The following is a 25,958-nucleotide window of genomic DNA, read 5'->3' on the forward strand; positions in this document are numbered from 1 at the left end:
ATGAAAAATTTAGGCGTGAAAATCAATAGACTAATAATATACGGATAGCCTTACGGCTTGGGTTGAACCAGATTTGGCAGCCAAAGTGACTTATGAGTATCTATAAATTCGTAGCGCAGGGGAGACCTGGCTTTTAGTGAGGTGGGATCATGTACATAAGCCATGATGCCTTCCCCAAAATCCTCAAATTCAGATACTTTCACCATATATGCTGATATGGGTTGTTCCTGCCATTTAGGATCATTCCAGTTGCTGGTAGTAATTTTAAAGGCAGCAGGAGGAGTATTCGCATTTTGTATCGCTTGTTTTACCACTCCTGAAGTTTCCCGTATGTCATAGAGGCCGGAAGAGGTCCAGCCGATAGTATTGCCATAGTTTTTTACCATATCTTTATCCAATACTTTCCCACTTGCATCAGGGGTAAGGGCTGCTTCCTGAAGGCCATGTCCTAATTCATGGGCAATAATGCGTTTTATGCTTTGTTCGGGAGTAGGGGTGGGAAGTGCAGCACCTTTTGTACCTGTACTCCGGCCAGCTGGTAAAGTGATGTTTGCCTGTCCGGCAACATTATAAATATTTAAACTGCCTCCTCCATAATCGGCACCTACCCCAGTTTTTTTTACACTTACTGCCCCTGCCGGATTGGCAGTGGTTACAGGCACATCTTTTCGTTCATAACTCATATCAAAAAAAGTAATGTTACGTACCGGAGGTAAACCGCCAATGCCGGCTGCAAAATCATCGAATCCTTTAATAATATACTCATATACAGGAGAACTGCTGCCTGGGTCCCAGGCTTGCCAGGTACTCTGCTCCAGATCACCAGGAATGGGTGCCTGGTGGTAAGTAACAATGTCCATCTGATCCTGAAACGTTCCGTTCGCTATTTTCTGAACACCAAAGCGCTGTTTTACCGTCTGTTCAAATTGTGTTCTGGTCATTCCGGCAGCGGTACTGGCCGGTGGAGTTTTTAGTTGAATGGGCTGAAGGCTATTGTTTTGCCCGGCTGAAAGTTGAACTGGTGTAGCATGTTTTGAATGATCGATAAAAGAATTCCCATATCCCGGACTTTTGCGGGAAAAGGGGATATTTTGCTGGGGAGCGATTTGTTCCTGTATCAGGTTATTATTTCTACTTACCTTCTTGCTCATCATCTGGTTCTTTCATTTGTAAGGTAGACCCAAGAAATTGTCCTTCTGGTCCAAATTGCCTGATCTCTCTGCGGTTTCCAGAGGTAGTGGCAATAATCTTTACTACCGGTATAATACCAGCTTCCGTTTCAGCAAAACGTATGGATGCAGGTACTTCTGATGCTTTCCGCTCATGGGTAATCTGATGGGTATTTCCATTTATGAAAACGATTGTTCCGGGATGTTTTATTTTTTTCTGAGCCATATCAGGGTTTCTTTAAAAATTGAGCATCCAGAATTTTCATGCGTTCCGGCATCAGGGTGCGAAGCTGGTCTTCTTTATAGGTTCCTTTTACTTTTTCATACAAAGCCAGTGTCTCTGAGAAATCTTCAGTAGGAGATTTTTTTGCATAAGAGGATGCAGCCAGCCCATCTTTTTTCATTGCCTTTTTCCAGGGTGCCCATTTAGGACCTGAATGGCTTTCTCCCCATTTACTCAATGCCAGGGTATGGCCGGTTTCATGGACCATGGATATGTCGAGTTCATCCTGCGAAAGAGCACTGGAAGCCGGATAAATATTAACAGTTCCTTTGGCACCAGCCGTCATATAGGATCGGAAGTTTTTAGATTTATATTCTTTTGCCCAGTAGGCATCATCCGGATTTTGGGCTGGTTCAATAAATACTTTCTTTACCACTGCCCGGCTATGGACGGGAAGAGCAGCTAAACCTTTGGCGACATCATCAATGGAATGGAACAACCCATTGGCTGCTTTCTGGTCCTTGGCAACATATACAGCAATTTTCTGTTTATCAATCTCAACTTCATATTTAAGCGCATCTGCTTTTTTAGATTTGAACTTAAATTTTTTTACTTCATCCGGACCGGTAGTAACATACGGCTGCCGTCTGGAATTAAAAAATCCTGCGTCTACGCTGACCGTACCAGCCTGGTTTGTCTGGCGGCTTAACAGCTTACGGAAAGTAGAAGGTTTATTAATATCTAACTTGGGGTCGAATGTTGCCGAAAACTCGTAGCCTGGTAATTTTACATCCAGCTGCTTATACATTTGCTGGATATCTTCAGATGACCGGATATCTCCTATGTCTGAATCAATGTACTGGAGGAGCTGGTCTTTTTCTTCGGCAGTTAAGGCTTTAAATCCATTGGCTTCCCGTAGTTTTTCTTTTAGTTTTTTTCGGGCCAGGTATTTTAAATCTACATAGGCCAGTAACTCATCTTCAGCCCCTTCTTCCAGCCTTTTTAAAACGTTATCAAATGCCAGCTGGAAAGCCAGTCCTCCCACACCTTTATAACGGACGGCATACATGGCAACTTTTATCCGTTCACTATTTACGCTTGCTGCCTCCATTTCTTTATCATACTGGAATAATTCATCGAGCAAGCCATTTTTTTTAATCTTATCAAGGGCTTCCACCATATCATGCATAGACAATCCGTTCAGTTGGCGGAAAGTGGTTCTATACAAGGTAGGCGCCATGCTTTGCTTGTTGGCACTGGCAGAAGCTGCTTGTGTTGCTGAATATAATGCTTCGTCGGGGTAAGCTGGATGGTAGGATGTAAGGCAGATGATTGCTTGGAATTTTGGAGAAACGATTGACCATACCCAGGACTTCTTTGAGAGAAACGCCTGTTTTCATGCAGAGGAGCTTCCTGCTCTTCCAGCGTCTGGAAACTGCGTTTGAATGTGGCTTTTCTCATAAACCTGGCTGTTGATGATTGGTATCTTAACGCATGTTACCCTTGCACTTCATGTGAAACACTATGACTTGCAGGTTGCATAAGTTAAATTATGAATGAAAGTAGTAAATGAATCTCAGGACTATTATAGGCAGTTAATAGTCTTTAAGAAGAATAGTAATGAATGAATTGCTCTTCATTCAATAGAAAAATCAAATCAGGAAAAAGCAGTAAATTTTTCTGAAAAGATTAATAAAATTAATCAAACTGACTGTTTGTATCTTCTTTTCGTTGCATACTTACCGCACGTTTACCCATTTCATCGGCCTCTGCTTCCAGACTGTGGTCATCGTTTACCGGTAAACCACCAGCTTGCGTAGTAGGTTGTACCCGGCCTTGCCGTTGCTGTACTACATGGGTAAGTTCATGTCCTAGCAATTCTTGTCCCCGCTGGCTTTGCGGGTCATATTGTCCCGGGGCAAAATGAATATCGTTTCCCTGTGCAAACGCTAATGCTCCTACCTGAGTCGCCTGTTCTCCCTGGTGAATATTTACATCAGAGAAATCGGCTCCAAATGCGCCTCCCATACCTGCCTGTAATCCCTTAGGTAATTTATTTCCTCCGCCCGAGGGGCTTGTGTTGCCGCCTGGCTTTCTTTTTTCTGGGCCGGACCTTTTTTCATTTGCAGTTCATCTTCTTCCTGAGCCAGTTGAAGCGGATTTTTTTTCATTTGTAGTTCGTCTTCCTCTTGTGCCATTTGTAATGGGTTCTTTTTCATCTGTAACTCATCTTCTTCCTGTGCCAGCTGTAGCGGATTTTCTTTCATCTGTAAAGGAGTAGTGTCAGCTTTTAGCTGAGCGGGCGATTTGGAAGCCTGCATAAATGAGTTCCCGTAGCCGGGGCTTTTGCGGGAATGAGTTGAGCCGGAAAAATCAGACTGGCGCTGAGCAGTATCGGTTCGGTAGTATCTGGGAGATTTCATAGGTAGGGGTTGAAATTGAGAAAAATTAGTAAAAATACTTGGGCTTTGAAAGTAATTACAGCATAATATTTATGACTTGCGTGAATGCGTATTAGCTTTCAGCTTAACTTATTCTTCTGCCAATACACTGTTTGATTCTGGCTTTAGGCAATCTTTAATCAATTTCATTCATCATATTGCATAATTTTTTGCCATACATTAATTTTTAACTTTCAGCTATCCAATTATTTATAGATTAGCGGATATTCTACACATATTTTGTGTAAGAAGCGTGTAAAAAATATTTGTAGGATATTAAATATTTACATATTTTGCCCATATTAACTAAACACATTTTTATTGTATGAAAAAAATTTTAACCCTCTTTGCATTTGTGGCCATCTTTGCCGGATCACAAGCGAAAGCCTCCACTGCTGAGTATATCATTGATGACCAGGCTGTAGAAGCTGTATTTGAGAGTGGCCTGCAGTTATCGGCTGCACAACTGATAGAAAATATCTCTGATATCACCGACCGGACAGAGGTAAAAGCTGACAGACAGCCCGTAGTTGCTTTTATTCTGGCTACATTTTTAGGTGGCTTTGCTATTCACCGGGTATACCTGGGTGGTTCGGCTGTATTGATCCCAGCTTACATTTTTACCTGCTTTGGTATTTTTGGTATCGTTCCTTTTGTAGACTGGATCATGTTGCTGATTGGTTTGGCAAATGATGATATTTCCAAATACGAAGACAATGATAAATTCTTTATGTGGGCCGGTGGCGGTGGAAAGTAACACTCCATGAGGCACATAAATAAAAAAGCAGAGAATCATTTCTCTGCTTTTTTATTTATGTGCCTATAACACTCTATAGTTCTAAATTAGTACAGAGTTTAATTTTAAAGTTAAAACCAACTCAAACATTATAAAAGATTTTCAACGCATACACTTTATTATAATATAAACCTCTGCTTATTTTATAGCCTTTTTGCTTTCTGATTCGATGATAAATTCTCTCACCGTCCCATTATAACGCTCAATTTTCTCCTTATTTTTCTTTTCAACAAGATAGCCGGTATGGCGGATACCTCCGGAATAAAAAGCCTGTAACAATACAAATCCGGTAAAAAATCCTGACAGATAATACCGTTGCCAGATGCTATAGGCGCCAAATGTAAAACAAGCCAGCTGTAAAGTAGCCGACACCATGCCTCTAAAGGGATATCCGGCATACCATTGTCCTACGCCTGGCAAAAAAGTGGAAAGCAGAATGGCTTTTTCTGGTTTGCGGATCCTGGGATTCTTTAGAAAACCATATAATTCATCTACGTTGGCTTGCAGGTTGTTTTTCTGGATGTAAACTGCTGTGAGTTTTTTTGCTTCTTCCCACCGTTGCAATTCATTCAGCGTGAGAATTTCCAGAAAATCCACCTGATTGGTGAGTGTGGTGTCTTTAATAAAATACTTTAACTGGAGAATATAATTGTAGGCTTCATTATAATTCCCAGCCAGGTAGGCGCAAAGAGAGGTTTCATACCTGAGAACAAAGCCCTCAGCTTCCGGCAGGTTATTGGCATCGGTACGCTCTATGGCTTGCAGGGCTTCTTTGTACAAGGCTTCTGCTTTATAGGTATAGGTTTTTTTTAATAAAGCTTCATTTTTGAGCTTTTGCAAAGAATCAGCAGGTAAACCTGAGGTTTGCAGGCTAAAAACAATCCGCTCATATGTAAGCCTGGCCTGTTGTAAATAAGTGGCAGCATACAAACTGTCGGCTATATTAAATAAATCACGCACTGACTGTGCGCTAATTAAATATGGTGCGCAGAGGAATATGCATATCAAAAAGAATCTGGTTGTTGATCCGCTCATACATTTCTTGTCGTTTAATCTGTACACTTAATACACTTCCCCACACATTACCAATATAAAACACGGTAAACAAACCGCTGTAAATCAAAAATCTGGCACTTCTGGGACCATCTTTCCGGTAGCCTTCCCAGGCTTGCAGGGCAAATATGGTATTTTGAAGAAATATAGCTACACCCTGACCCAGTTGACCGGCATATACTTTTCCGGCTCCCGGTACAGCCGCCGATAATAATCCGGCAACTACTGGCGAGCGTCTTTTTACTTTGAGTAATTGCTGGCGGTAATCCAGTAAATTGCTTTCCTGTTTACTATAGGGGTAATACTTTTGGGTGAATTGTTGGGAGAGTGTATCAAAAGTTGCATACTTTTTCTGCAGCAGCGCCATTCCTGCCTGTTCAAAAATCTGTAGTTCAGAAAGCAAACTATCCTGAGTCGATATTCCGCTAAATACCTGTATAGCTTCTGCCGGTTTGTTCAAATAAGCGAAACTTAAGCCCTGAAAAAACCTGGATTTCATAAAGAAGTTACTTTGCCGGGAAACTTGCCCCAGGTACCAGGCTGCTGAATCGAGTTGCCGCAGATTATAATGGGCAAATCCGGCATAATAAGCAGGTGCATAATTCTGGTAGGCTGGCTGGCTGATAAGTTGCCTGGAAAGAAAAATAGCATCGGTAAACTGCTTGCTTTCCATCAGGTAGTTGAGAAAACGTACATTTTCCTCCGTTTCTGTCGTCTGGGCCGCTACGGGCACATACGTCAGCAAAACCAGAAACACCTTCAGGCAAACATGGTGAATCTGATTCATTTAAAACGATACATGGAGGGTTCATCAACTACTTTTCCTCCGGCTGAAAAGCGGTCGCGGGAAATTCCGGCAGCACTAATGCGGTTACAGCGGGAGAGGCGGTCGGCCGTGAGAGCCACTCCTTTAATGATGCCGTACTCCTGAAGGGCTTTGCGGCTAAAACGGGAGCAGGAGGTTTCATACAAACATCCGGCTGAAATCTGGGGAGAAATTACTTTCTGGTAAAAGGTTAATGAGCCATTCAATGCCCAGTATACCGGATTATATTTTAAAACAGGCTTTAATGGTTTCTTCGGCGCTGCTTCTTCCTGCACATGTTTTGTAACTCCGGCAATCAGCGCAAGATCTGAGGTTTTGCTTTGGGCTTTTGCTGCGAAAGCACTTACACCCATACTGAAAAGTAGAAAAAGAATACGTTTTTGCAAGTTAATGGATAATTTTGGCTGTGGAAGGAATGGCATAATCGAAATAAGCATGACTGGCCGACTCATTGATTTTGATGTCACTGTACGCCGTTTTGGTGATAACAGAGTCTTTACTGGTGGTAAAGTCTATCTGGGTAATAGCTTGCGGAAAATCAATGCCGTTCAGGTTAGTGTAATTGTAGTAATACACTTTTTTTGCGTTTTTACCGTCTTTGCCGACATATTTCATAAAAATCGGATTAGCGCCCCTATGAACCAGTTCTACTTCCTGTATCTGACCAGCAAGGGCAGCCGGAGGCAGCCATTTGGTAATCATCAGGTCTTCTTCAAATTTGGTGTTATTCACTGTAAATCCTAAGGCTTTCATGCCCAGATCGCTTTTTTTGTTTTGCAAAAAATAATACAATTGCGAAGTTTCAGTGCTGAATGCATAGTGTTGTTGCTGTTTGGCTGTATTTTTGGCCGGGTCGTAAATGCTCACTTCTCCTTTTGCATTGTTGATCATAAACATTTCTACCGGGTAGAAAAAATGCGTGATCATTTTACCGGAAGAATGGTAGTATACATCTGCTTTTACGGTCGTAGTCGTTCCTAGCTTGGCAGCTTTGGTAGTCATGCGGGCGCTCAGTTTCTGGAAGTTGAAATATTTAAATCCGTAACTACTAAAAATAAGCAGGGATAAGCTGAGAACTATGGGGAAGAAAATTTTTTTAAACATATTCGATAAGCTTCCTGTCAATTGCAAAACAGGCATAGTTTTAAAAATCGCTGTTGTATTTGTAATGCAAACGATGATTTAAGCGCAGCGAAGATAATTAGAAAGCACTATAAATCCCAAATTTTTATAGGATGCTGCCTTTACGATGGATAGTGGTATTTAAGGCGTTTGTAAAAACTGAATATTCCGTTTTAATCCTGCCAGTTTTGTGCGTTTGATCGCTGAATTTTTGAATAAGGCCGAAAATACTTCCTGGGTAATTTCTTCCCAGTCGCTCTTTTTCATACCTGTCAGCTCAGGATTGGGTTGAAAAGAAAGCTCCTGATGGGGTTTGGCAAATCGGTTCCAGGGACACACATCCTGGCAAATGTCGCAGCCAAAAATCCAGTTGCCAAATTTTCCTTTTACCTCCTGGGGTATCTGTTCTTTCAGTTCAATGGTAAAATAAGAAATACATTTGCTGCCATCTACCACATAGGGTTCCGGAATAGCATCCGTAGGGCAGGCATCCATACAACGGGTACAGGTGCCGCAATAATCTTTTACCGGACCATCATACTCTAGCTCCACATCTAAGATGATTTCAGCAATGAAAAAGAAACTTCCCATCTGGCGGTTGAGTAAATTGCTGTGTTTGCCTACCCAGCCTAAGCCACTCTTTTTCGCCCATACTTTGTCCATTACTGGTGCCGAATCTACAAAAGCCCTCCCGTGAATTTCGCCTATTTCTTCCTGTAAACACGAGATGAGTGTTTTGAGCTTGTCTTTGATTACATAATGGTAGTCGGTTCCATAGGCGTATTTTGAGATTTTGTAATTCTCTTCACCAGCTTCTATCTCCTTCTCCGGATAATAATTGAGCAGCATCGATACCACCGATTTTGCACCCTCTACCAGCATCCTGGGATCTAAGCGTTTATCGAAGTAATTTTCCATATAACTCATCTGTCCATGTTTCTTTTCATTCAGCCATTTTTCCAGCCTGGGCGCTTCTTCCTCCAGAAATTCTGCTTTAGACACACCACAATACTGAAAGCCCAGTTCATAGGCTTTCTGCTTGATGAGTTGTGTATAGTGTGCTTTATTGGATAACATAATTATTTGCCAGGATGTAAAAATAGGAAAATCCTCTGGGATATGCCCAATATAAAAAGAGGCTGCCCCTAGTGGAAGCAGCCTCTCAAATGTAACATGATGGGTTATTAATATCCTGGGTTTTGTACAAGTGTTGGCTTGCCAGCTACAGTTGTATTTACAATTTCCTGTTGTGGAATCGGATAGTATTCATGAGTACCTTTCTTAAATTGTGCGCCATTTAAGTAGCTTCGTCTTAGCCGTTCTTTTTCCAGGTATTTGTTTAAAGTTTCAGCAGCAACCCCCCAGCGTACCAGATCGAAGAAACGGGTGCCTTCCATGGCAAATTCTATGCGCTCTTCAAACCGAACGGCATCGCGGGCAATTTCTTTAGTTGCAAAAGAATCATATAGCCCTACTTTGTAATTGGCGGCAGCGCTACCATCGTCTTTCTTCACAAAGCCGGCAGGATTGGCTGCCCGGGTCCGTACCTGGTTTATATAGTCGCGGGCTTTATCAAGACTTCCTACTTCAATTTCACATTCGGCAGCCCATAATAAAATATGTGCATACCGGATCATGCGGAAATTGTTGGCATTGAGGTTCTGCCAGCCGGCAACACCGGAATATTTCTTTTCAGCAATATGTTTTTTAGGAGAATAAGGTCCGGCATAGGCCTGGTCACGTACCCAGTCTTTACCGGCATGAATCCCCCAATCCAGATAAGGAATACCACGTCTTCCTACACTCCAGTCGAGGCGGGAATCTAAGGTACCTGCATAAGGAGTAAATGCCTGGTTAGAGTTAACGCCTTCATCGCTGGTAACATCTACATCATTAAAAGTAGTGATTAAGGGCAAACCTGTAGCTGCATCTGTTTTGTGTGCATTCACCAGGTTCTGAGCGGGTTGATAGAATCCGCAACATCCGCCAGGACCATTGTTATAAGGCCAGGCTAACCCATCTCCCTGATTACCCCCTCCATCTGCCGCACTGGTCAGAGAATATTGTACTTCAAAAACAGATTCCTTATTGTTTCTCGAACCGGCAGAAAAGTTCTCATGATAGGTATCAGTTAAGGAATACTTTCCGCTGGCAATAACCTGATCAAGCAATGCTTTAGCCGCTGTCAGTTTAGCTGAATTAGGCGCTCCGGAAGCCACATCAAAGCCCTGATACATATAACATTTGGCCAGCATAGCCATAGCCGCATACTTGGTAGCACGCCCTGGTTGTGCCTGAGATTCCGGAAGTACTGATATTGCCGCCTGGAAGTCAGCCTCAATTTTTGGCCAGGCATCCTCTGTATTAGGAATCTTTACGCTATTGGGATTAGCAGCATTGTAAATTACTTCGTCATAATACGGAATATTTTTCCAGATCTTTTTGGCTTCAAAATGATATACGCCCCGTAAGAATCTGGCTTCTGCTGTAATCTGTGCGGCTCTGTCAGCTGAAATGTCCTTGGCCTGAGGCAAGAATTGAAGTACCGTATTGGTTCTGGCCACGCCATTAAACAAAGTACTCCATTTACCCCGAACGTGGTTATTGGTAGGAAGCCATACATACCGTTCAATAAAGGTTTGTTCTGGCTGGTCACCAGCATCTGTACCTTTATAGGCATCATCAGAGGCAATTCCTCCAAATACCCAGTTAGAAACAGCGCCAAACCAGCCATCTCCGGCTACCGGGATACCATCCAGGGCACCATAGGCACCTACCAATAATCCTTCTACACCTGTACTATTTTGCAGGGCTTTATCATCATATCTACCTTGTGGCGGCCTTTCCAGGAATTTATCCCCACAAGAGTTAGCTATAAGCATACCTGTAATAGCCAGGGATGCGATTAATGTCATCTTTTTCATATAAATCAATAAAAGAATGTGAAATGGAATTAAAACCCGATGTTTAAACCAAACATATACACTTTAGGTGTGGGGAATACACCTTCGTCTACACCAATCTGCTGGTTATTATTATCCCGCAGGCTTAGTTCAGGGTCCAGACCTTGATATTTTGTGGCAGTCAGCAAGTTTTGTCCCTGAACATATATTCTCACCTGGCTTAGTCCGAATCGTGAAACCAGATCTGCAGGTAGAGCATACGCTAATTGAATGTTTTTCAGACGCAGGTAAGAGCCATCTTCTACAAAGTACGTGGAAGGACGGCTGCTTAGGGCATCGTTTTCATCCAGGATTGGGAGTTTAGCATCAGTTTTACCAGGTCTCCAGGAATCAGTTAATACCCGGGTACTCCGGTTTCCCTGGAAAGTATTGAAATCGGTCCAGTATTTTACATAGTTGAACAGCTCATTTCCTTGTACGCCCTGTAAAAATCCGGTCAATTCAAACCCTTTGTAGCCTAAACTCAGGTTTAAACCATAGGTAAAATCAGGGTGAGGATTACCAATAAAAGTCTGGTCATCGGAGGTAATCTGACCATCACCATTTACATCGCGGTATTTAAATTTGCCTACTCCTTTTTGCACTTGACCATCGATGTATACTGAAGCATCGTTATAGCCAGGGAAAGAAGGCGCAGCAGCAGCTTCTTCCGGAGTCTGGAAGATACCATCCACAATATATCCATAGTAAGAAGAGATGGGTTGTCCTTTCTGAGAACGGGTAACCGGAGGAGTTCTCAAGCCAGGCCCAGTAATAAAGGCGCCATCATTTTCCGGGTCAATTACGGTAACTTCATTGCGGTAAGTAGAGAAAATTAAGCCTGCATTTACTGTAAGCTCATTATTCATAAACCTATCGTTGAAGTTGATACCTAAATCAACACCCCGGTTACGAACACTGGCTACGTTAAAGGAAGGATATTCCCCCAGACCTAAAGCAAGAGGTAACTGAAGCGGCAACAATATATCTTCTGTTAAGCGGTTGTACCAGTCGAAGTTTACTTCTACTTTATTTTCGAGCAAGCCCAGGTCAAATCCTAAGTTGGTAGAAGTAGTAGCTTCCCATTTACCTTGTGGGTTTGGAAACTTATTCCGGCCGAAAGCAAGGTCGTATCCGTTAGGGTTACCACTTAAACTATAGCCAAAATCATAAATGCTATTGGTAAAGGTCTGATAAGCATTTACATCACTAATGCCATCCTGATTGCCGGTCTGGCCCCATCCTGCCCGTAATTTCAGGTCACTTATCACTGGCACCGCATCCATAAAACTTTCTTCAGAAATACGCCAGCCTACACTGAAAGCAGGAAAAGTAGCATACCGGGTAGCTTGTAAAAAGCGGGAAGAAGCATCTCTACGTAAAATGGCCTGGAATAAATATTTATCCATTAAAGAATAGTTTAACTGGCCAAAATAGGAGAAGAGAGAGAAGTTGGAATTATTGTATCCACCTACGTTCTGAAATAAGGGGTTCCCTGCATCCAGATAGCGGAAATCGGTTGGGATTACATTGGAACCAGTCACAATATACCTGTCACGGAAACCTGACTGAAATTCTCCATATCCCCGGATTGCTTCTGTACCAATGTTCACATTGACCTCGTGAATGTCACCGATGGCGAGTTTATAGTTTAGCGTATTTGTCCAGGTCCAGGTATACCGGTAATTTACATCTGCGGTATAGCTGTAGAACCTGCCAGGTTCTGAAACCTCTGGGCTGGGTGCACCAGCATACCGGCCTCTACCGATGGTTGCATCAACCCCAAAACTAGTACGGGCGGTTAATCCTTTGATCAGATCTACTTCAGCAAAGGTATTGCCGAAAATACGTACATCCTGGTATCCATTTTCTTTGGCACGGGAGAGTAAGGCTACCGGGCTGGCTGCATTCCCTAAGTTATTTCCCAGGGTACCGGCAAAGTTACCGGCTATATCATATACAGGCACAATAGGCTGCATCCGGTAAGCCATCGAAACTTCATTGCCTTCACTCTGGTTACCATAGGTTCCCCGCCGCTGAGCATACAATACCTGTAAATTTTCACCCAGACGGATGCGGTTTTTAATGGTAAAGGAAGTATTGGCCCGTAAGGTGTAGCGCTTAAATCCATTGTACTTCAGCATACTTTGCTGGTTAAAATGACCCACAGAGAAAGCATAGCTTGACTTGTCTGTACCGCCGGAAACACCTAACTGGTAGTTTTGCTGGGGAGCCGGGTCAAAAATTTCTTCCAGCCATTTGGTGCCTACTTTATTAGCTTTCGTGATCTGAAATACAGTTGAGCCGAATGCAGGAATATTATTTCCAGCCTGGTCAAAACGGTTTATGCTATAATTGGCTGGATTTACCCTTGGATCTCCTTCAAAGGCACCACTAGGCACTATATAATCTGGTATAATGGGATTTGGTCCATTGCCATACTGGCCCTGTTCAGGATTTCCGGTTGTAGAATTGACAACACCTGCATTTTTTTTGCTCTGCCATAAGTAGTCTCCATACTCAGCCGTATTTAATAAATCGAGTAGCTTACGTGGCTGCTGAACTCCATAATAGGCATCAAAAGTAACCCTGGGTTCCCCGTTTTTCCCTTTTTTAGTGGTGATGATTACTACTCCATTACCAGCACGGGCACCATAAATGGAAGCAGAGGTAGCATCTTTCAGAATCTGGATGGATTCGATATCGTTCTGGTTAAAGTTGGCCAGATTGTCTTTGGTAGGCACTCCATCAATAATATAAAGAGGGTCGTTATTACCTAGCGTCCCAAATCCCCGGATACGTACGTTAGCACCTTGTCCGGGAACATTACTGTTTGTTACAGTAACACCGGCAGCCCGGCCTTGTAACTGCTGTTCTACACTGGTAGCGGCCACGGATAAGAGCTCTTTAGGCTTGATAACGGCTACGGCGCTGGTCAGGTCTTTTTTCTCCTGAACAGTATACCCGGTTACAACTACTTCCTGCAAAGCCTTTACATCCGGAAGCAAAGCTACATCAATATTGCTACGGGTACCAACGGCTACTTCCTGGGTAGTATAGCCAATAAAGCTGAATACCAATGTGGAATTATCAGGCGCTGAAAGACTATACGAACCAGATGCATCGGTAACTGTTCCTGTAGTCGTTCCTTTTACCGTGATGTTTACACCAGGGAGAGGAGAGTTATCCTCCTGTGCCGTTACTTTGCCGTTTACCGTTCTGCCTTGTGCAAATGTTTGTACAGAAACAAAACCGGTAAGAATTAGGATAGAAAAAGAGGTGAGCAACGTACGCCAGGGTAATGTGCGGAGTCCTTCCGACATTCGTCCCGGACCCATGTTGCCAGGAGCTAATGCAGCAGCACTTACTCCGGGTTTGGGCGGATTGTAGAAATTAATCATTACAAAAAGTTTGATAAAGGTGAAATAGATAAATTGTATTTTTTCTGCAAGAGAGCATTTTAACGGAATTAACTCTTTATATTATTAATATATGCAGAATAATTTTTTCCGTACCTGCTATGCTGCAGCTTAATAAATTATATAATTTACTTTTTAAATACAATTTTTTAAGAGATTAAAATTTTTTTAATCTCTTAAGATTTAAATAATCAACTGAAATTCAGTGTTTTGATAGATAAAGCGTTTTATTTGATTGCTTTTTAATGATCTGCTGTATAATAAACAAGTACATTTTTTTCTGGGGATAGTTTGAAGGGTATTTTGATTCTATTGGTATGTTAAAATGTTTAATCCTTACACTTTTATTGAGTTTTTTATTATTAATTTTATATATTATTACCTCACTTGCGATTTGATAATTGGATTTAATTTATATCATACAAAATAACCTATATTTAAAAATCTGATGTACCTTCTTGTATTGAAAAGATGTTAGCCATTTTGCCGGCTGTTCCTGTTGCCAGGTATGTACATAATTTCATTAACCTGGTAAGCAAAAACCGGCGGATATGACTATTTTGCAGCCATCTGCATAGATTGAAGTTTTGAAAGCATGCCGCATGAATTATTTATATATAAAGGCTCTCCATATCATTTTTATTGTTACCTGGTTCGCCGGGCTGTTTTATATGCCAAGGTTGCTGATTTATTTCGTGGAGGCGGCTGACAGACCTGAGCCAGAAAAAAATATTCTGCAAAAACAATATGCCTTAATGCAGCGAAGGTTATGGTATGGGATTACCTGGCCTTCAGCGCTGTTTACTTTGGTACTGGGAGGAGGTATGTTTTATCTGTATGGGGCATTTCCTCAATGGCTTCAGTTTAAACTGTTTTTTGTAGCATTATTATATGTGTATCACTTCTGGTGCCATATTATTTTCAAGCAACAGCAGGCAGGTATTATTAAATATTCCTCCTTACAACTCCGCATATTTAATGAAGTGGCTACCATATTTCTGGTCAGCATCGTATTTCTGGTGGTGTTAAAAAGCACGCTTAGTATGCTCTGGGGATTGCTCGGATTGATATTATTTATTGCGGTACTTTTAATGGCCATCCGGATTTACAAAAAAATCAGAGAATCTAAAAGCACCTGAATGAATTGAAGAAGATTTTTATTGACTGTAGCAGCCACCATTTTACACTTTCAACGCATTATTAATATTGGAAAATATTGGAACAGACTGAGCAAACTATCCATACCTTATTACAAAAATTACCACTCTTACGAACCGAAATACAAAAAGTAATCGTAGGGCAAAGCCAAACCATTGACCAGTTGCTCATTGCCTTTATGGCTGGCGGACATTGTCTGCTGGAAGGGGTGCCTGGACTAGCCAAAACACTCATGGTCCGAAGTCTGGCTAGTGCGGTAGATTTATCTTTTCAGCGTATCCAGTTTACGCCTGACCTGATGCCGACCGATATTATTGGTACTGAAATTCTGGAAGAAGATCATGCCACCGGCAAACGATTTTTTAAATTCAACAAGGGGCCACTATTTGCCCATATTGTGCTGGCAGATGAAATCAACCGGACTCCTCCCAAAACCCAGTCTGCCTTGCTGGAAGCTATGCAGGAGTTTTCTGTAACCTATGCCGGGCAAACATTTTCACTGGAAAGGCCGTTTTTTATTCTGGCAACCCAAAATCCCATCGAGCAGGCAGGCACCTATCCTTTGCCAGAGGCGCAATTAGACCGGTTTCTTTTATACATTAAAGTGGCTTATCCTTCGGAACAAGAAGAATTTGAAGTGCTTTCCAATACCACTGGCACGAAGAAGGCACAGATTCAGCCGGTTATTACGGCATCCGATATGCTTTCCTTACAGGAACTGGTTCGACAGGTAAGCATTAGCGAAGACCTGATCCGGTATGTAACCAGGCTGGTGCGGGCTACCCGTCCGGCAGATACAACTTCTGCCTATGTAAAGGAATGGGTTCGCTGGGGAGCAGGACCAAGAGCCGGGCAAGCCTTAATTCTCACATCCAAAGCAAGAGCCTTATTGTATAACCGGTATGCAGTAATAACTGAAGACATACAAACAATGGCTTTACCAGTTCTCCGCCACCGCATTTTATTAAATTTCAAAGCTGAAGCAGAAAATATCACGGCCGATCAGGTTACAGCGGATTTGTTAAAAACCATTGAGCGTCCCAAAAGTCCTTTATAAGAAGGAATAATCTGGAAACAGGCAATTTTTCAGCCTAAATGCAGCAAAGGTAGAGATAAGTTAACTATTTCGTCCGAAGTAGGGAATACTAATCAAGCACTATGAAACGTTAAAAAGAGAAGTAAATTTTATGAAGAAGGAATAGTATTTTTTTAATGAATACTTCGCTCATTTTGTGATCAATTTGCATAATTATTGTTGCTGCCACAGAACAGCATCACAGCTGGCCATTTCTTAGTAAAAAACGTCTACATTTGCCTAATAGATTACCCGAATGTTTGTAAATTTTTCTTTATTTCATAATCTAAGGCAATTCCATCGCTTTCTGAAATATTATTTCAGAGCTTATTTACATTTTGCTTCCCTTATTATACTCATAGTTACCTTGTTGATGCTTAGCTCTTCAGCACAGGCGCAAATTGGTAATCGCCGGAATAGACTTCCTAACCGGGATAGTTTAGCCGTGCGCCAGGATACAGTAAAGGTAAGTGCTGATACTCTTCGCCAGACCGGTGATATTGAAACCACCATTAACTATACAGCCAAAGATTCGATTATCACCGATGTAGCCAGCCAGATTACCAAATTATATACCGATGCAAAAGTTACTTATGGGGAAATCACCCTGGAAGCGGCGTATATGGAAGTAGACATGCGGAATAATCAGGTGTATGCGAAAGGTGTACCGGATTCTACAGGTAAAGATATGGGGACACCAAAGTTTAAAAATGGCCAGGAAGAGTATGAAGCCAAAGAGATCCGGTATAATTTCAAAACCAAACGCGGAGTGATTGGCCAGGTGGTTACTCAACAGGGAGAAGGATTTATTCATGGAACAACCGTAAAAAAAGACCCTGAGAACAATATGTATGTGGGCAATGGCCTATATACAACCTGTAATTTGCAACATCCTCATTTTCATATAAAAGCCAATAAAATTAAAGTAGTACATGAAAAACAAGTTGTAACCGGGCCTTTCAATCTGGTGATTAATGATGTGCCTACACCGCTTGGATTTGCTTTTGGTGTTTTCCCCTTTATTAAGAAAAAGCCAAATGGAACCTCGGGAATTATTTTTCCGGTGTATGGGGAAGAACCCCGGGAAAGAGGATTTTTCCTTCGCAATGGAGGATATTACTGGGCCATGAGTGAGAGAATGAACATGAGTTTTCTGGGAGAAATTTATTCCAGAGGTGGCTGGGGATTAAATCTGCAATCGCAATACAGGCAAATATACAGATATGGTGGAAATCTGGATTTGCGTTATAACCGGCGTAGAGCGGGAGACGAAGGTTTTCAGTCTATTGCAGAAGATTTCTGGATTACCTGGTCTCACACACCTGAGAACAGAGGGGGCACCGGACGGTTTTCTGCCAGTGTTAATGCAGGTACTTCCAAGTATAACCAGCGGAATGCGTATGTAAGTGGTGGTACACAGGATTTGAGCCGCCAGATTACGCCGGTGTTTAATTCCAATATATCTTATTCCAATCAGGCATTCAAAGGGGCAGTTACCTATGGGGTTAATTTCCGCCATGATATGAATACCCAGACTGGTATTATGAACCTGACACTTCCGGATATAAATCTGGCTGTAACCCGTATTTACCCCTTTAAACGGCAGAATAGCACTAAAAAAGCCTGGTATGAAACGATTGGATTCTCCTATAACTTCAACGGAAGCAACCGCCTGACTAATACTCCTCAAACACTGGCATCAAGTTTTTCAGGATTGAAAATAGCCAATGCTTCCAAACAAAGCTCCGATATAGTTGCTTTTAACCCCTCCAATTTAGACGAACTTTTGCGAAGGGCACAAATTGGAGCAAGGCATAGCATTCCGATATCTATGAGTTTGAAGCTATTTAAATACTTTAGCGTAAACCCAAGCTTTAGTTATAATGAAACATGGTATCCGCAAAAATTGACATATACCTATCTGGCTCCAGAGATACCACAAGACGGAGAAGGTTTTGTACGAATTGATACTTCCCGTGGATTCCACAGAAGTTATTCTTACACTGCAAGCACTGGCCTGACGACCAATATTTACGGAATGTTTTATTTTAAAAATAAAAACAGACGCTTGGAAGCAATCCGTCACCGGATGATTCCATCTGTAAGTTTAAGTTATGCGCCTGATTTTTCGAGAGACAGGTATGGGTTTTACCAGAACTTACAGTTAAGAAGATCCTATGAAAATAATCCACAATATTCCTTTCCTTATAACCTTGACCCTTTAAATAATCCGCAATATTTTAGTCCCATCTCACGGTTTGCCAGTGGACAGTTTAGTCCGCCGGGAATAGGTGAATCTGGTAATATTGGTTTTTCCCTCAATAATACATTTGAAGCCAAATTAAGACCTAAATCTGATTCGGCAGGTGCAAAATCAGAAAAAGTATCTATTCTCGATAATTTTAATATTAGTTCGAGTTATAATCTGGCAGCTGATTCATTGAATTTATCCCCTTTTAATATATCCGCCCGTACCAAAATCCTGAAAACAGATGTAAACTTTGGAATGGTTGTAGACCCTTACCTGACTCAAATGGTTCAACTTGACAATGGCCAAAAAGTGGCCAGAAAAGTAAATGAATTTGCCTGGAATAATGGAAAAGGATTAGGTCAGATCACCTCAGCTAATATGTATTTTAGTAAGAGTTTTAGTCCGGGTAGTGACAAGAAGAAAAAAACGGATGCTGATACGGACACTGAAACTACTACCGATGATGAACGGTCAACAGAGGAACAAGATGCCATTAAGCAAATCAATGCCAACCGGGATAAGTATGTCGATTTCAATATTCCATGGACATTAAGTTTTAGTTATAGTCTGAATTACAGCAAACGGGGATTTGAAAAAGCGGTAGTAAGTCAGACACTCAGTTTTAACGGAGATCTGAAACTCACAGAAAAATGGAAAATTGCCATTAACTCCGGGTATGATTTTGTGGGCGGTGGTATTATTAATACTACTTCTATCAATATCCACCGGGATTTACATTGCTGGGAAATGGTGGCCAGCTGGATACCTTTTGGTCCTTATCAATCCTATACATTTGATATTCGTGTAAGAGCCTCCCTGCTTCAGGACCTGAAACTGAGTCGTCGCAGAACCTGGTCCGACCGTACCACTACGAATTAATCTGAGTAATAGAGAAAGCTGAATTACAAATAGGAAGTCAGAATAAAAAATATATTTCTGTAATTTCTACACCTGATGATAATCGCCTTTCCAGCGTTTAATTCTTTTCTTTATCTGTACTGGTTCCAGGTGTTCTTCCAGGGTTATATTAACCAGCGAAAGGAGTTCAGTATCACTGGCAAATCGCAGGGCAGCAATCTGATTCGAAGAAAGCTGACTTTCTATTTCGTTAAATGTCTGGCCGGTAAGTGTAAAATACCTTAGGCGCATTTCCATCCGGATCATTCTTTTTTGTGTAATTAATGCTTGCTGGCGAACCAGTATAACTGTGGCTATTGCCACTACACCTGCCAGTAAGTAATAACTGGCTTCCATCCAAGATTGGTTTACTAATCCCCTTTGAACAAAAAATGTAGCTGATAGTAAAATAAACAGGCTACTTACCGGAATGAGTATGAAATAGTAGAGTAAATTGTATTGCTTATGGTTACCATAATGCTGCTTTCCCCTCTTATAAAGCATTATCAATAAAATTAAATGGGATATAGACTATATTTTATTACTTTTATACAATTTCAATGTTTTTTGAAATATTTCGGGATTTTTTCGACAGAGTATATTAATTTTTAGATTAAACTGGGCAGCTGGCAAATGTCGCTCTTGTTAAATAACCTATCACTATCTTAACCTGCAAACTTTAATTCATATGCCATCATTCGATGTAGTAAGTAAGGTAGATGCGCAGACCCTGGATAATGCCATCAATACCGCAAAAAAAGAAATTCTAAACCGCTTTGATTTCCGGGATTCCAAAAGTTCAATTGAGCTGGATAAAAAAACATCCATTATTCATATCATCTCTGAAAATGAGATGCGGGTGAAAGCAATTGTGGATGTAATTATTACCAGAATGGTAAAACAAGGATTGGATGCCAAATCCTTAGACTTAAGTGCTGAACCTTATCCTTCCGGGGCTACTGTCCGGCTTGACTTAAAGGTGAAAGAAGGAATTGATAAAGAAGCTGCCAAAAAAATGGTAAAAGACATAAAAGACAGCAATCTGAAAGTTCAGGCCTCGATTATGGATGATCAGTTAAGGATAACCGGTAAAAAAATTGATGACTTGCAGGCGGTTATTGCGCATCTTCGCAAAAAAGATTACGGCCTTCCTTTACAGTTTACCAATATGAAAGCATAAACTTGGAAGATGGAAGATAGATATCAGAAGAAATAGTATATTTTCACATACTTTCCTGGCTATATAATCTATCTTCCAACCTCCGGCTTCCCTTTAAGCCATTGTTCCACCCACTTTTTCCAGCAATTGTTTAGTCAGGCGGATGCCTTCTTCCTCGCTCACTTTACTTCCTTCGTATTCAATTCCGATATGCCCGGTGTAGCCGGCCTGTTTTACAATTTGAAGCATACGGCTATAGTCTATATGACTCTCATTACCACTGGCATCAAATTCATGTGTTTTGGCACTTACACCTTTGGCGAAGGGCATCAGTTCTGTTACACCCTGATAACGGTCATATTCTTTCTCGCAGCCATTATTGGCATACTTCATGCAGAAATTACCAAAATCCGGAAGCGTGCCACATTCTGGTTTATTTACTTGTTTCATTACCCCGGAAAGCCATTTGCCATCAGAGGAATAACTGCCATGGTTTTCTACAATTATATTAATTCCGTTTTTTGCCCCATATTCCGTTAAGCGGCCCAATCCATCTACAGCTGCTTTGGCTACATCTTCTGCCGAACCTTCTCCGGCTGCATTCACCCGGATGGAGTGACATCCCAGGAATTTTGCCGCATCTACCCACTTATGGTGATTTTCAACCGCTTGTTTGCGTTTGGCATCATTGGTATCAGCTAAATGCCCGGCAGTATCTACCATAATCAACACACTTGTTACGCCATTATCATCGCAGCGTTTTTTTAACTCGTTCAGATAAGCCTGGTCATAGGTTTTATCTTTGAAAAGCTGATCTACATATTCCACCGCATCAATACCAAAATCATTTTTTGCTTTTAACGGAAAATCCAGATTGGTAAGCTTTCCGCTTTGTATGGCATTATGTAAGGACCATTCGGCTAAGGAGATTTTAAAAAACATAGGTTTTACAATTGAACTGGTGGCTGTTGTATCAGGAGCAGTACTTGTTGTATCTGCATTGTCCTGGGTAGAGCCAGGCTTCGAGTCGCAAGCCGTTAAAAACGGAACAGATAGCAGGCTATATCCGGCAGCAAACTGACTCATGTTCTTAATAAATGTTCTTCGGTTGGGGCGCATAGGATTAAAAAACAGGTTTATTTCCTGGGAAAGGTAAATAAATTCTTCAATTTATGCTGAGAAAATATAAGAAATAGTAGCATCTATGTTAATAGCGAGGGAAATAATCCATATATACTTCGAATTATAAGATGATCAATGACTAATGAAAATGAATATCATTTCATCCAGTGTACTTTTCCAAAATAGGCGGGATCAAATAGGCCATCAGGCAAGGAAGGATTAGATTTTAACTCTTTATATTCCTCCAGTTGCTCTTTTTTACCATCTTTTAAAAACAACACTTCCGTTTCTATCCAGCCTCCGGCAGATTTGATGTGTTTACTGAACTGGGCTTCCTGCAGGTGATGGTCTGGGGTAGGAGTGAGGGTGCGAACCAGAAAAAGATTGTCTTTATCAATCCAGAACTGGGGTTTTTGCAGATCACCTTTAGTTGCTCCTACCACAAAAGCAGGTTTCCCTTGCCAGGTATTTTCATGGAAAGTTTTAATATCATATCCGGCATCTTTTAGCCGTTGTAAAGCTTCCGTTTTAGGAAGAAAATAAATACCACCAGCCAGTAACATCAAGTTATTTGGTTGCCTGTGGCTGGCTTTAAGCTGTCCAGTTTTGAAATTGTATACAGAATCGTTGGCGAAAATCACGGCATTACCTTCGGAGGGCATTCCAAAATCTATTCTGAACTTATCCGGGTAGGCGATAGCTTCATACCAGATGGAGGTTCCGGAAATGGTATCATTTGTATAATGCGTGTTATATTGAACGAAAGTAATGGTTTTTGCCCATTTTCCTGAATATCGTTTTTGCATAGCTTCTACCAGGGTTTCAGCAGAAGTGATCTTTGTGGGTAATGGTTTTTGGAAATTGAGTATCAGTATTAAATAAACTATAAAGATAGGCATGAATGTGTTTTAGAATGGATGAAATTTAAAGAAAGGATAAATCAGCATATTTTCTTTCACACAGTTTGGGGGATAAGCAAAGAAAATCTGATTTTTGTGCCTTCTGCTTTGCTGGAGCAAATATCTAAACTGCCACTCAGCTTTTTCGCCCGGCTATTCATATTCATTAATCCATTCCCTGCTTTTTCCCTCTCTTTCTCAAACCCAACGCCATTATCTGTCAGGATGATACTTACCTGGTCTTCATTTACTTCAAAGCAGAGCAGTACCTGGGTGCTTTTAGCATGTTTTAATATATTACTCATGGCTTCCTTGAATAAAAGTATCAGATGGCGGCTATCGCCCATTGGTAGCATAATCGGTTTCAAGGCATGGTTTATACCACTGGCGTTAAAAGTGGTTGAGGTTTTATCAAACAGGTCATCTCCAAAGTCTTTGAGCCGGATTGCTACTTCATATAAGCTATCGTTATCCGGATTGATTGACCAGATAAAGTCTTTGGTTCCCTGGTAAAGTTGATTGGAATTATCGCTGATTTTGGTGAGTAAATCGCTTACTTCAGCTCCATGTCCGTTTAGCCGGGCTTTGATTAATTCGGTAAGTAAAGAAATCCTGGTGAGCCTGTTTCCAAATTCATCATGCAGATCTTCGGCGGCAAGCTTGCGTACCCGTTCATTTTCTGCCAGTTTTACTTTCTCCATTTCCATCAGGCGGTATACCTTGCGTTTTACACGGTAATCATAAAATAATTTAAAAGCTACTACCAGAATTGCTATTGTAATGATATAAAACCAGTACGTACGCCAGAAAGGAGGGAGGATCACAATTTTTACAGTGGCTTCCTGCTTTTCATTCCAGATGCCATCGCTGTTAGAACCTTTCACCCGGAAGGTATAGGTGCCCGGACTAAGATTGGTAAAACTGGCAAAACGCCGGTTGCCAATATACAGCCATTCATCATGTAAGCCATCCAGTTTAAATGCATACTGGTTTTTTCGTGGATTTGTATAGTCGAGGGCGACAAAGTCAAATGAGAAAAAATTTTCTTTATAGTTAAGTTTAATTTCTGCGTTTGCCGCCAGCAGACTGTCAAGATTCAGAGGCTTTTCAAATTTCTTAAAAGAAGTAAGCTGGATTTGAGGATTGTGTATGTTATCCTGAATACTTTCCGGATCGAAACTTACTACGCCGCTGTTGCCGCCGAAAAATAATTCTCCTTTATTGCTTTTGTGATAGGCCCCTGAATTAAATTCATTATTAGGTAAGCCATCAGTTACATCAAAATTCTTAAAAGTTTCTGTTTCAGGATTAAATCTGGACAAACCCAGGTTTGAACTCATCCATATGCAGCCTTTGGCATCGGTTACCATGCCATAGATGAAGTTATTGGATAAGCCATTTTTTTCATTATAATGAATAAATTTTTCCTTACCGTTTTCGACAATCATTTTATTGATCCCCTGATCCGTGCTTAGCCAGAGAACTCCCTTTTCATCCAGTAAAATCGACCATACCATATTGCTATTCAGGCTATGTGGGTCATCTTTTTGGTGAAGATATTGCTTGAAAGTGCCTTGTTTAGCATCAAATTTATACAAGCCAAATAATGTTCCTATCCACAAATTATGGTTTTGATCTTGATTAATACAGGTGATAAACATTGACCTGTAATTGTGAGAATCATTGAAATTGTGGTTATAACTTTTTGTTTCACCGGTAACTCGGTCATACTGTTTTAAATCTAAACCTGTGCCTATCCAGAAGTTTCCTTCTTGGTCTTCGAACATCGTTACAATTTTATTTTCCAGGTATTTTTTTCCATGGTCGTCGAAGTAAATTCTGGTAAAACTTTCTTTGGCAGGATCAAATTTATTTAGGCCGAAATGGGTTCCTATCCAGATCGTGCCATGTTTATCCTCATAAATCTGCTGAATCAGATCATCGCTAAGGGAACGTACATTATTGGGATTGTAGTAATAGCGGCTGGTTTGGTTAGTCTGGCGGTTAATCCGGTAAACGCCATTCTGGGTACCAATCCATAAATGGTCAGTTTTATCCGTAAAAATAGCAAAGGTAGAATTAGAAGCAGATGACTTATCCTGGCCAGTGATCCGGTTCCAGAGCACGAATTTATTTTTAGAGCGGCTATACGTTTGTACACCTGCTCCTCTGGTGCCAATCCAAACGACATCCTCATTTGCGTCTGAACTTTCGTACAACGAATAGATCATATCGCTTTTCAGTCCTTTGTTAGCAAAAAAATCGTCTTTATAATGCAGAATCTCAGCTACCGTTTCTTTGTCTTTCAGAATGAGTTTACAAATTCCACTGGCCTGCGTACCTACCCAGATATGCCCCTTCTGATCTACCAGTAGGGCTTCAATTACATTATCGCTCAGGCTCATATGATTATCTGGCTCATGATAATAGTATTCTACACTGCCTGCTTTTACATCAAGTCTGTTTAATCCTTTGCTTGTTGCCACCCATAGATTCCCATAATGATCGTCTGCAATACCAGTTACAGAAGGATAAGAAATATCGAATATAGGATTATCATCATTATAGGCATGTGTGAATAAGATTTTCTGATCCTGAGGTTGTTTATCTGACTCTTTAATAGTGAGTAGATTTAATCCTTTGGCTGTGCCTACCCAGATACTGCCTGTTTTGTCTTCAAAAATGGTATTGATCCAGTTATGGCTCAGGCTATGAATCTGAGTAGAATCATTAATATAGCTATAGGTTTTGTATTCATTTTTTTTGCCAGCGGGTATCAGCCTTTTTAAACCCTGACTTGTACCGACCCAGATAGTATTAAAGCGGTCTTCATAAATGCTTGTAACAGAAATAGGACTGGTTTCCAGGCTGTTTTTTCTCAGAATATGATTAAGCCGGATAAAGGTATGGGTTGTTTTATCAAGCTTATTCAATCCATCAAAGGTTCCTACCCACAAATCACCAGCTTTGTCTTCATATAAAGTGTTAATATGATTATGGGATAAGGTTGTAGTATCAAATGGATCATGTTTGTAATGGATGAAATTATATCCATTATACTTATTTAAGCCATCTACCGTACCAAACCACATAAATCCCTGGCTGTCTTTCAGAATGGAATATACTTCACTTTGGGAAAGTCCGTCTTCTACAGAAATGTGATCAAAATTAGCCGTATTATCTTGTGCCTGCACGGTAACTAGTGTTCCATATATGAGTATACCTGTAAAAAAGAATAAGAGCTTTTGATAACGATAGAAATACATTGCACCAGCCATTGAAAGTAAAAGAATCAAACCTAAAGTGTATTCTATATCAATATTATCAAATTTTTACCAAAAAAGGAAGTATATCAGGCCATTATGCTGGTAACGCAAAATCCCATATATAATGGAGGGAAGCGTAT

22 protein-coding genes are annotated in these 25,958 nt (G+C 41.0%); 5 read left to right on the plus strand and 17 right to left on the minus strand.

The window, feature by feature from the left end; genetic code table 11:
* Positions 1 to 50: 50 nt before the first annotated feature.
* The 6 genes from GXP67_RS29615 to GXP67_RS29640 form a co-directional block, all read right to left on the minus strand.
* Complete coding sequence (locus GXP67_RS29615) at positions 51 to 1,154, minus strand: hypothetical protein (RefSeq protein WP_162446481.1); 1,104 nt, start codon at positions 1,152 to 1,154, stop codon at positions 51 to 53.
* Positions 1,132 to 1,395, minus strand: a complete 264-nt coding sequence (locus GXP67_RS29620) for a hypothetical protein (protein ID WP_162446482.1) — start codon at positions 1,393 to 1,395, stop codon at positions 1,132 to 1,134. The genes GXP67_RS29615 and GXP67_RS29620 overlap by 23 nt, the downstream gene beginning before the upstream one ends.
* Before the next feature lies 1 nt (position 1,396).
* A complete protein-coding gene (locus GXP67_RS29625) occupies positions 1,397 to 2,632 on the minus strand; it encodes a hypothetical protein (RefSeq protein WP_162446483.1) in 1,236 nt (411 codons plus the stop codon).
* Positions 2,593 to 2,853 (minus strand): hypothetical protein, encoded by a 261-nt coding sequence (locus GXP67_RS29630; protein ID WP_162446484.1) that lies wholly within the window; start codon positions 2,851 to 2,853, stop codon positions 2,593 to 2,595. Before GXP67_RS29630 ends, GXP67_RS29625 begins: the two co-directional genes overlap by 40 nt.
* A 237-nt stretch (positions 2,854 to 3,090) precedes the next feature.
* Positions 3,091 to 3,420: an eCIS core domain-containing protein gene (locus GXP67_RS29635; protein ID WP_162446485.1), complete on the minus strand. Its 330-nt coding sequence runs from the start codon at positions 3,418 to 3,420 to the stop codon at positions 3,091 to 3,093.
* Positions 3,384 to 3,815, minus strand: coding sequence for a hypothetical protein (locus tag GXP67_RS29640; protein ID WP_162446486.1), 432 nt, complete (start codon positions 3,813 to 3,815; stop codon positions 3,384 to 3,386). Before GXP67_RS29640 ends, GXP67_RS29635 begins: the two co-directional genes overlap by 37 nt.
* Before the next feature lie 343 nt (positions 3,816 to 4,158).
* Here GXP67_RS29640 and GXP67_RS29645 point away from each other — a divergent pair, with 343 nt between their 5' ends.
* Positions 4,159 to 4,590: a TM2 domain-containing protein gene (locus GXP67_RS29645; RefSeq protein ID WP_162446487.1), complete on the plus strand. Its 432-nt coding sequence runs from the start codon at positions 4,159 to 4,161 to the stop codon at positions 4,588 to 4,590.
* A 177-nt stretch (positions 4,591 to 4,767) separates the two neighbouring features.
* Here GXP67_RS29645 and GXP67_RS29650 read toward each other — a convergent pair whose 3' ends face one another.
* From GXP67_RS29650 to GXP67_RS29680, 7 genes are all read right to left on the minus strand, one after another.
* Positions 4,768 to 5,589, minus strand: a complete 822-nt coding sequence (locus tag GXP67_RS29650; RefSeq protein WP_162446488.1) for a hypothetical protein — start codon at positions 5,587 to 5,589, stop codon at positions 4,768 to 4,770.
* A 10-nt stretch (positions 5,590 to 5,599) separates the two neighbouring features.
* The gene (locus tag GXP67_RS29655; RefSeq protein ID WP_162446489.1) at positions 5,600 to 6,469 is read right to left on the minus strand and encodes a hypothetical protein; all 870 of its coding nucleotides are present in this window, start codon (positions 6,467 to 6,469) and stop codon (positions 5,600 to 5,602) included.
* Positions 6,466 to 6,894, minus strand: a complete 429-nt coding sequence (yidD, locus tag GXP67_RS29660) for a membrane protein insertion efficiency factor YidD (protein ID WP_197901581.1) — start codon at positions 6,892 to 6,894, stop codon at positions 6,466 to 6,468. The genes GXP67_RS29655 and yidD overlap by 4 nt, the downstream gene beginning before the upstream one ends.
* Before the next feature lies 1 nt (position 6,895).
* Positions 6,896 to 7,612, minus strand: coding sequence for a hypothetical protein (locus tag GXP67_RS29665; protein WP_162446490.1), 717 nt, complete (start codon positions 7,610 to 7,612; stop codon positions 6,896 to 6,898).
* 159 nt (positions 7,613 to 7,771) lie between these two features.
* A complete protein-coding gene (gene queG / locus GXP67_RS29670) occupies positions 7,772 to 8,707 on the minus strand; it encodes a tRNA epoxyqueuosine(34) reductase QueG (RefSeq protein ID WP_162446491.1) in 936 nt (311 codons plus the stop codon).
* A gap of 107 nt (positions 8,708 to 8,814) precedes the next feature.
* On the minus strand, positions 8,815 to 10,554 hold the full coding sequence (locus tag GXP67_RS29675; protein WP_162446492.1) for a RagB/SusD family nutrient uptake outer membrane protein: 1,740 nt from the start codon (positions 10,552 to 10,554) through the stop codon (positions 8,815 to 8,817).
* A 29-nt stretch (positions 10,555 to 10,583) separates the two neighbouring features.
* Entirely contained in the window at positions 10,584 to 13,973 is a 3,390-nt protein-coding gene (locus tag GXP67_RS29680; RefSeq protein ID WP_232064663.1) for a SusC/RagA family TonB-linked outer membrane protein, read from the minus strand.
* Positions 13,974 to 14,593: 620 nt separating this feature from the next.
* On the opposite strand from GXP67_RS29680, the gene GXP67_RS29685 reads away from it, so the two are divergent.
* From GXP67_RS29685 to GXP67_RS29695, 3 genes are all read left to right on the plus strand, one after another.
* Positions 14,594 to 15,130 (plus strand): CopD family protein, encoded by a 537-nt coding sequence (locus tag GXP67_RS29685; RefSeq protein WP_162446493.1) that lies wholly within the window; start codon positions 14,594 to 14,596, stop codon positions 15,128 to 15,130.
* Between the two features lie 77 nt (positions 15,131 to 15,207).
* A complete protein-coding gene (locus tag GXP67_RS29690; protein WP_162446494.1) occupies positions 15,208 to 16,206 on the plus strand; it encodes an AAA family ATPase in 999 nt (332 codons plus the stop codon).
* A gap of 391 nt (positions 16,207 to 16,597) precedes the next feature.
* Positions 16,598 to 19,354 carry a putative LPS assembly protein LptD gene (locus GXP67_RS29695; RefSeq protein WP_162446495.1) on the plus strand — a complete coding sequence of 919 codons (2,757 nt, stop codon included), beginning with the start codon at positions 16,598 to 16,600 and terminating at the stop codon, positions 19,352 to 19,354.
* A 66-nt stretch (positions 19,355 to 19,420) separates the two neighbouring features.
* On the opposite strand, the gene GXP67_RS29700 is transcribed toward GXP67_RS29695, so the two are convergent.
* A complete protein-coding gene (locus tag GXP67_RS29700) occupies positions 19,421 to 19,876 on the minus strand; it encodes a DUF6526 family protein (protein WP_162446496.1) in 456 nt (151 codons plus the stop codon).
* A 184-nt stretch (positions 19,877 to 20,060) separates the two neighbouring features.
* Between GXP67_RS29700 and GXP67_RS29705 the strand changes: the two genes are divergently transcribed.
* A complete protein-coding gene (locus GXP67_RS29705) occupies positions 20,061 to 20,552 on the plus strand; it encodes a YajQ family cyclic di-GMP-binding protein (RefSeq protein WP_162446497.1) in 492 nt (163 codons plus the stop codon).
* Positions 20,553 to 20,645: 93 nt separating this feature from the next.
* On the opposite strand, the gene GXP67_RS29710 is transcribed toward GXP67_RS29705, so the two are convergent.
* From GXP67_RS29710 to GXP67_RS29720, 3 genes are all read right to left on the minus strand, one after another.
* Positions 20,646 to 21,650 carry a sugar phosphate isomerase/epimerase family protein gene (locus GXP67_RS29710; protein ID WP_162446498.1) on the minus strand — a complete coding sequence of 335 codons (1,005 nt, stop codon included), beginning with the start codon at positions 21,648 to 21,650 and terminating at the stop codon, positions 20,646 to 20,648.
* A 158-nt stretch (positions 21,651 to 21,808) separates the two neighbouring features.
* Positions 21,809 to 22,552 (minus strand): LolA family protein, encoded by a 744-nt coding sequence (locus GXP67_RS29715; RefSeq protein WP_162446499.1) that lies wholly within the window; start codon positions 22,550 to 22,552, stop codon positions 21,809 to 21,811.
* Between the two features lie 56 nt (positions 22,553 to 22,608).
* Positions 22,609 to 25,830, minus strand: a complete 3,222-nt coding sequence (locus tag GXP67_RS29720) for a ligand-binding sensor domain-containing protein (RefSeq protein WP_162446500.1) — start codon at positions 25,828 to 25,830, stop codon at positions 22,609 to 22,611.
* Between the last annotated feature and the right edge of the window lie 128 nt (positions 25,831 to 25,958).

This window comes from Rhodocytophaga rosea, from assembly GCF_010119975.1.
GTDB lineage: Bacteria > Bacteroidota > Bacteroidia > Cytophagales > 172606-1 > Rhodocytophaga > Rhodocytophaga rosea.

What these genes read in the sequence shown, in the direction of transcription:
- GXP67_RS29665 (WP_162446490.1), bottom strand. Translation starts at nt 7,612, where the DNA reads ATGTTTAAAAAAATTTTCTTCCCCATAGTTCTCAGCTTATCCCTGCTT.
- GXP67_RS29710 (WP_162446498.1), bottom strand. Translation starts at nt 21,650, where the DNA reads ATGCGCCCCAACCGAAGAACATTTATTAAGAACATGAGTCAGTTTGCT.
- GXP67_RS29625 (WP_162446483.1), bottom strand. Translation starts at nt 2,632, where the DNA reads ATGGCGCCTACCTTGTATAGAACCACTTTCCGCCAACTGAACGGATTG.
- GXP67_RS29715 (WP_162446499.1), bottom strand. Translation starts at nt 22,552, where the DNA reads ATGCCTATCTTTATAGTTTATTTAATACTGATACTCAATTTCCAAAAA.
- GXP67_RS29630 (WP_162446484.1), bottom strand. Translation starts at nt 2,853, where the DNA reads ATGAGAAAAGCCACATTCAAACGCAGTTTCCAGACGCTGGAAGAGCAG.
- GXP67_RS29675 (WP_162446492.1), bottom strand. Translation starts at nt 10,554, where the DNA reads ATGAAAAAGATGACATTAATCGCATCCCTGGCTATTACAGGTATGCTT.
- GXP67_RS29640 (WP_162446486.1), bottom strand. Translation starts at nt 3,815, where the DNA reads ATGAAATCTCCCAGATACTACCGAACCGATACTGCTCAGCGCCAGTCT.
- GXP67_RS29695 (WP_162446495.1), top strand. Translation starts at nt 16,598, where the DNA reads ATGCTTAGCTCTTCAGCACAGGCGCAAATTGGTAATCGCCGGAATAGA.
- queG (WP_162446491.1), bottom strand. Translation starts at nt 8,707, where the DNA reads ATGTTATCCAATAAAGCACACTATACACAACTCATCAAGCAGAAAGCC.
- GXP67_RS29700 (WP_162446496.1), bottom strand. Translation starts at nt 19,876, where the DNA reads ATGCTTTATAAGAGGGGAAAGCAGCATTATGGTAACCATAAGCAATAC.
- GXP67_RS29645 (WP_162446487.1), top strand. Translation starts at nt 4,159, where the DNA reads ATGAAAAAAATTTTAACCCTCTTTGCATTTGTGGCCATCTTTGCCGGA.
- GXP67_RS29680 (WP_232064663.1), bottom strand. Translation starts at nt 13,973, where the DNA reads ATGATTAATTTCTACAATCCGCCCAAACCCGGAGTAAGTGCTGCTGCA.
- GXP67_RS29655 (WP_162446489.1), bottom strand. Translation starts at nt 6,469, where the DNA reads ATGAATCAGATTCACCATGTTTGCCTGAAGGTGTTTCTGGTTTTGCTG.
- GXP67_RS29720 (WP_162446500.1), bottom strand. Translation starts at nt 25,830, where the DNA reads ATGGCTGGTGCAATGTATTTCTATCGTTATCAAAAGCTCTTATTCTTT.
- GXP67_RS29620 (WP_162446482.1), bottom strand. Translation starts at nt 1,395, where the DNA reads ATGGCTCAGAAAAAAATAAAACATCCCGGAACAATCGTTTTCATAAAT.
- GXP67_RS29705 (WP_162446497.1), top strand. Translation starts at nt 20,061, where the DNA reads ATGCCATCATTCGATGTAGTAAGTAAGGTAGATGCGCAGACCCTGGAT.
- GXP67_RS29615 (WP_162446481.1), bottom strand. Translation starts at nt 1,154, where the DNA reads ATGATGAGCAAGAAGGTAAGTAGAAATAATAACCTGATACAGGAACAA.
- GXP67_RS29635 (WP_162446485.1), bottom strand. Translation starts at nt 3,420, where the DNA reads ATGGGAGGCGCATTTGGAGCCGATTTCTCTGATGTAAATATTCACCAG.
- GXP67_RS29685 (WP_162446493.1), top strand. Translation starts at nt 14,594, where the DNA reads ATGAATTATTTATATATAAAGGCTCTCCATATCATTTTTATTGTTACC.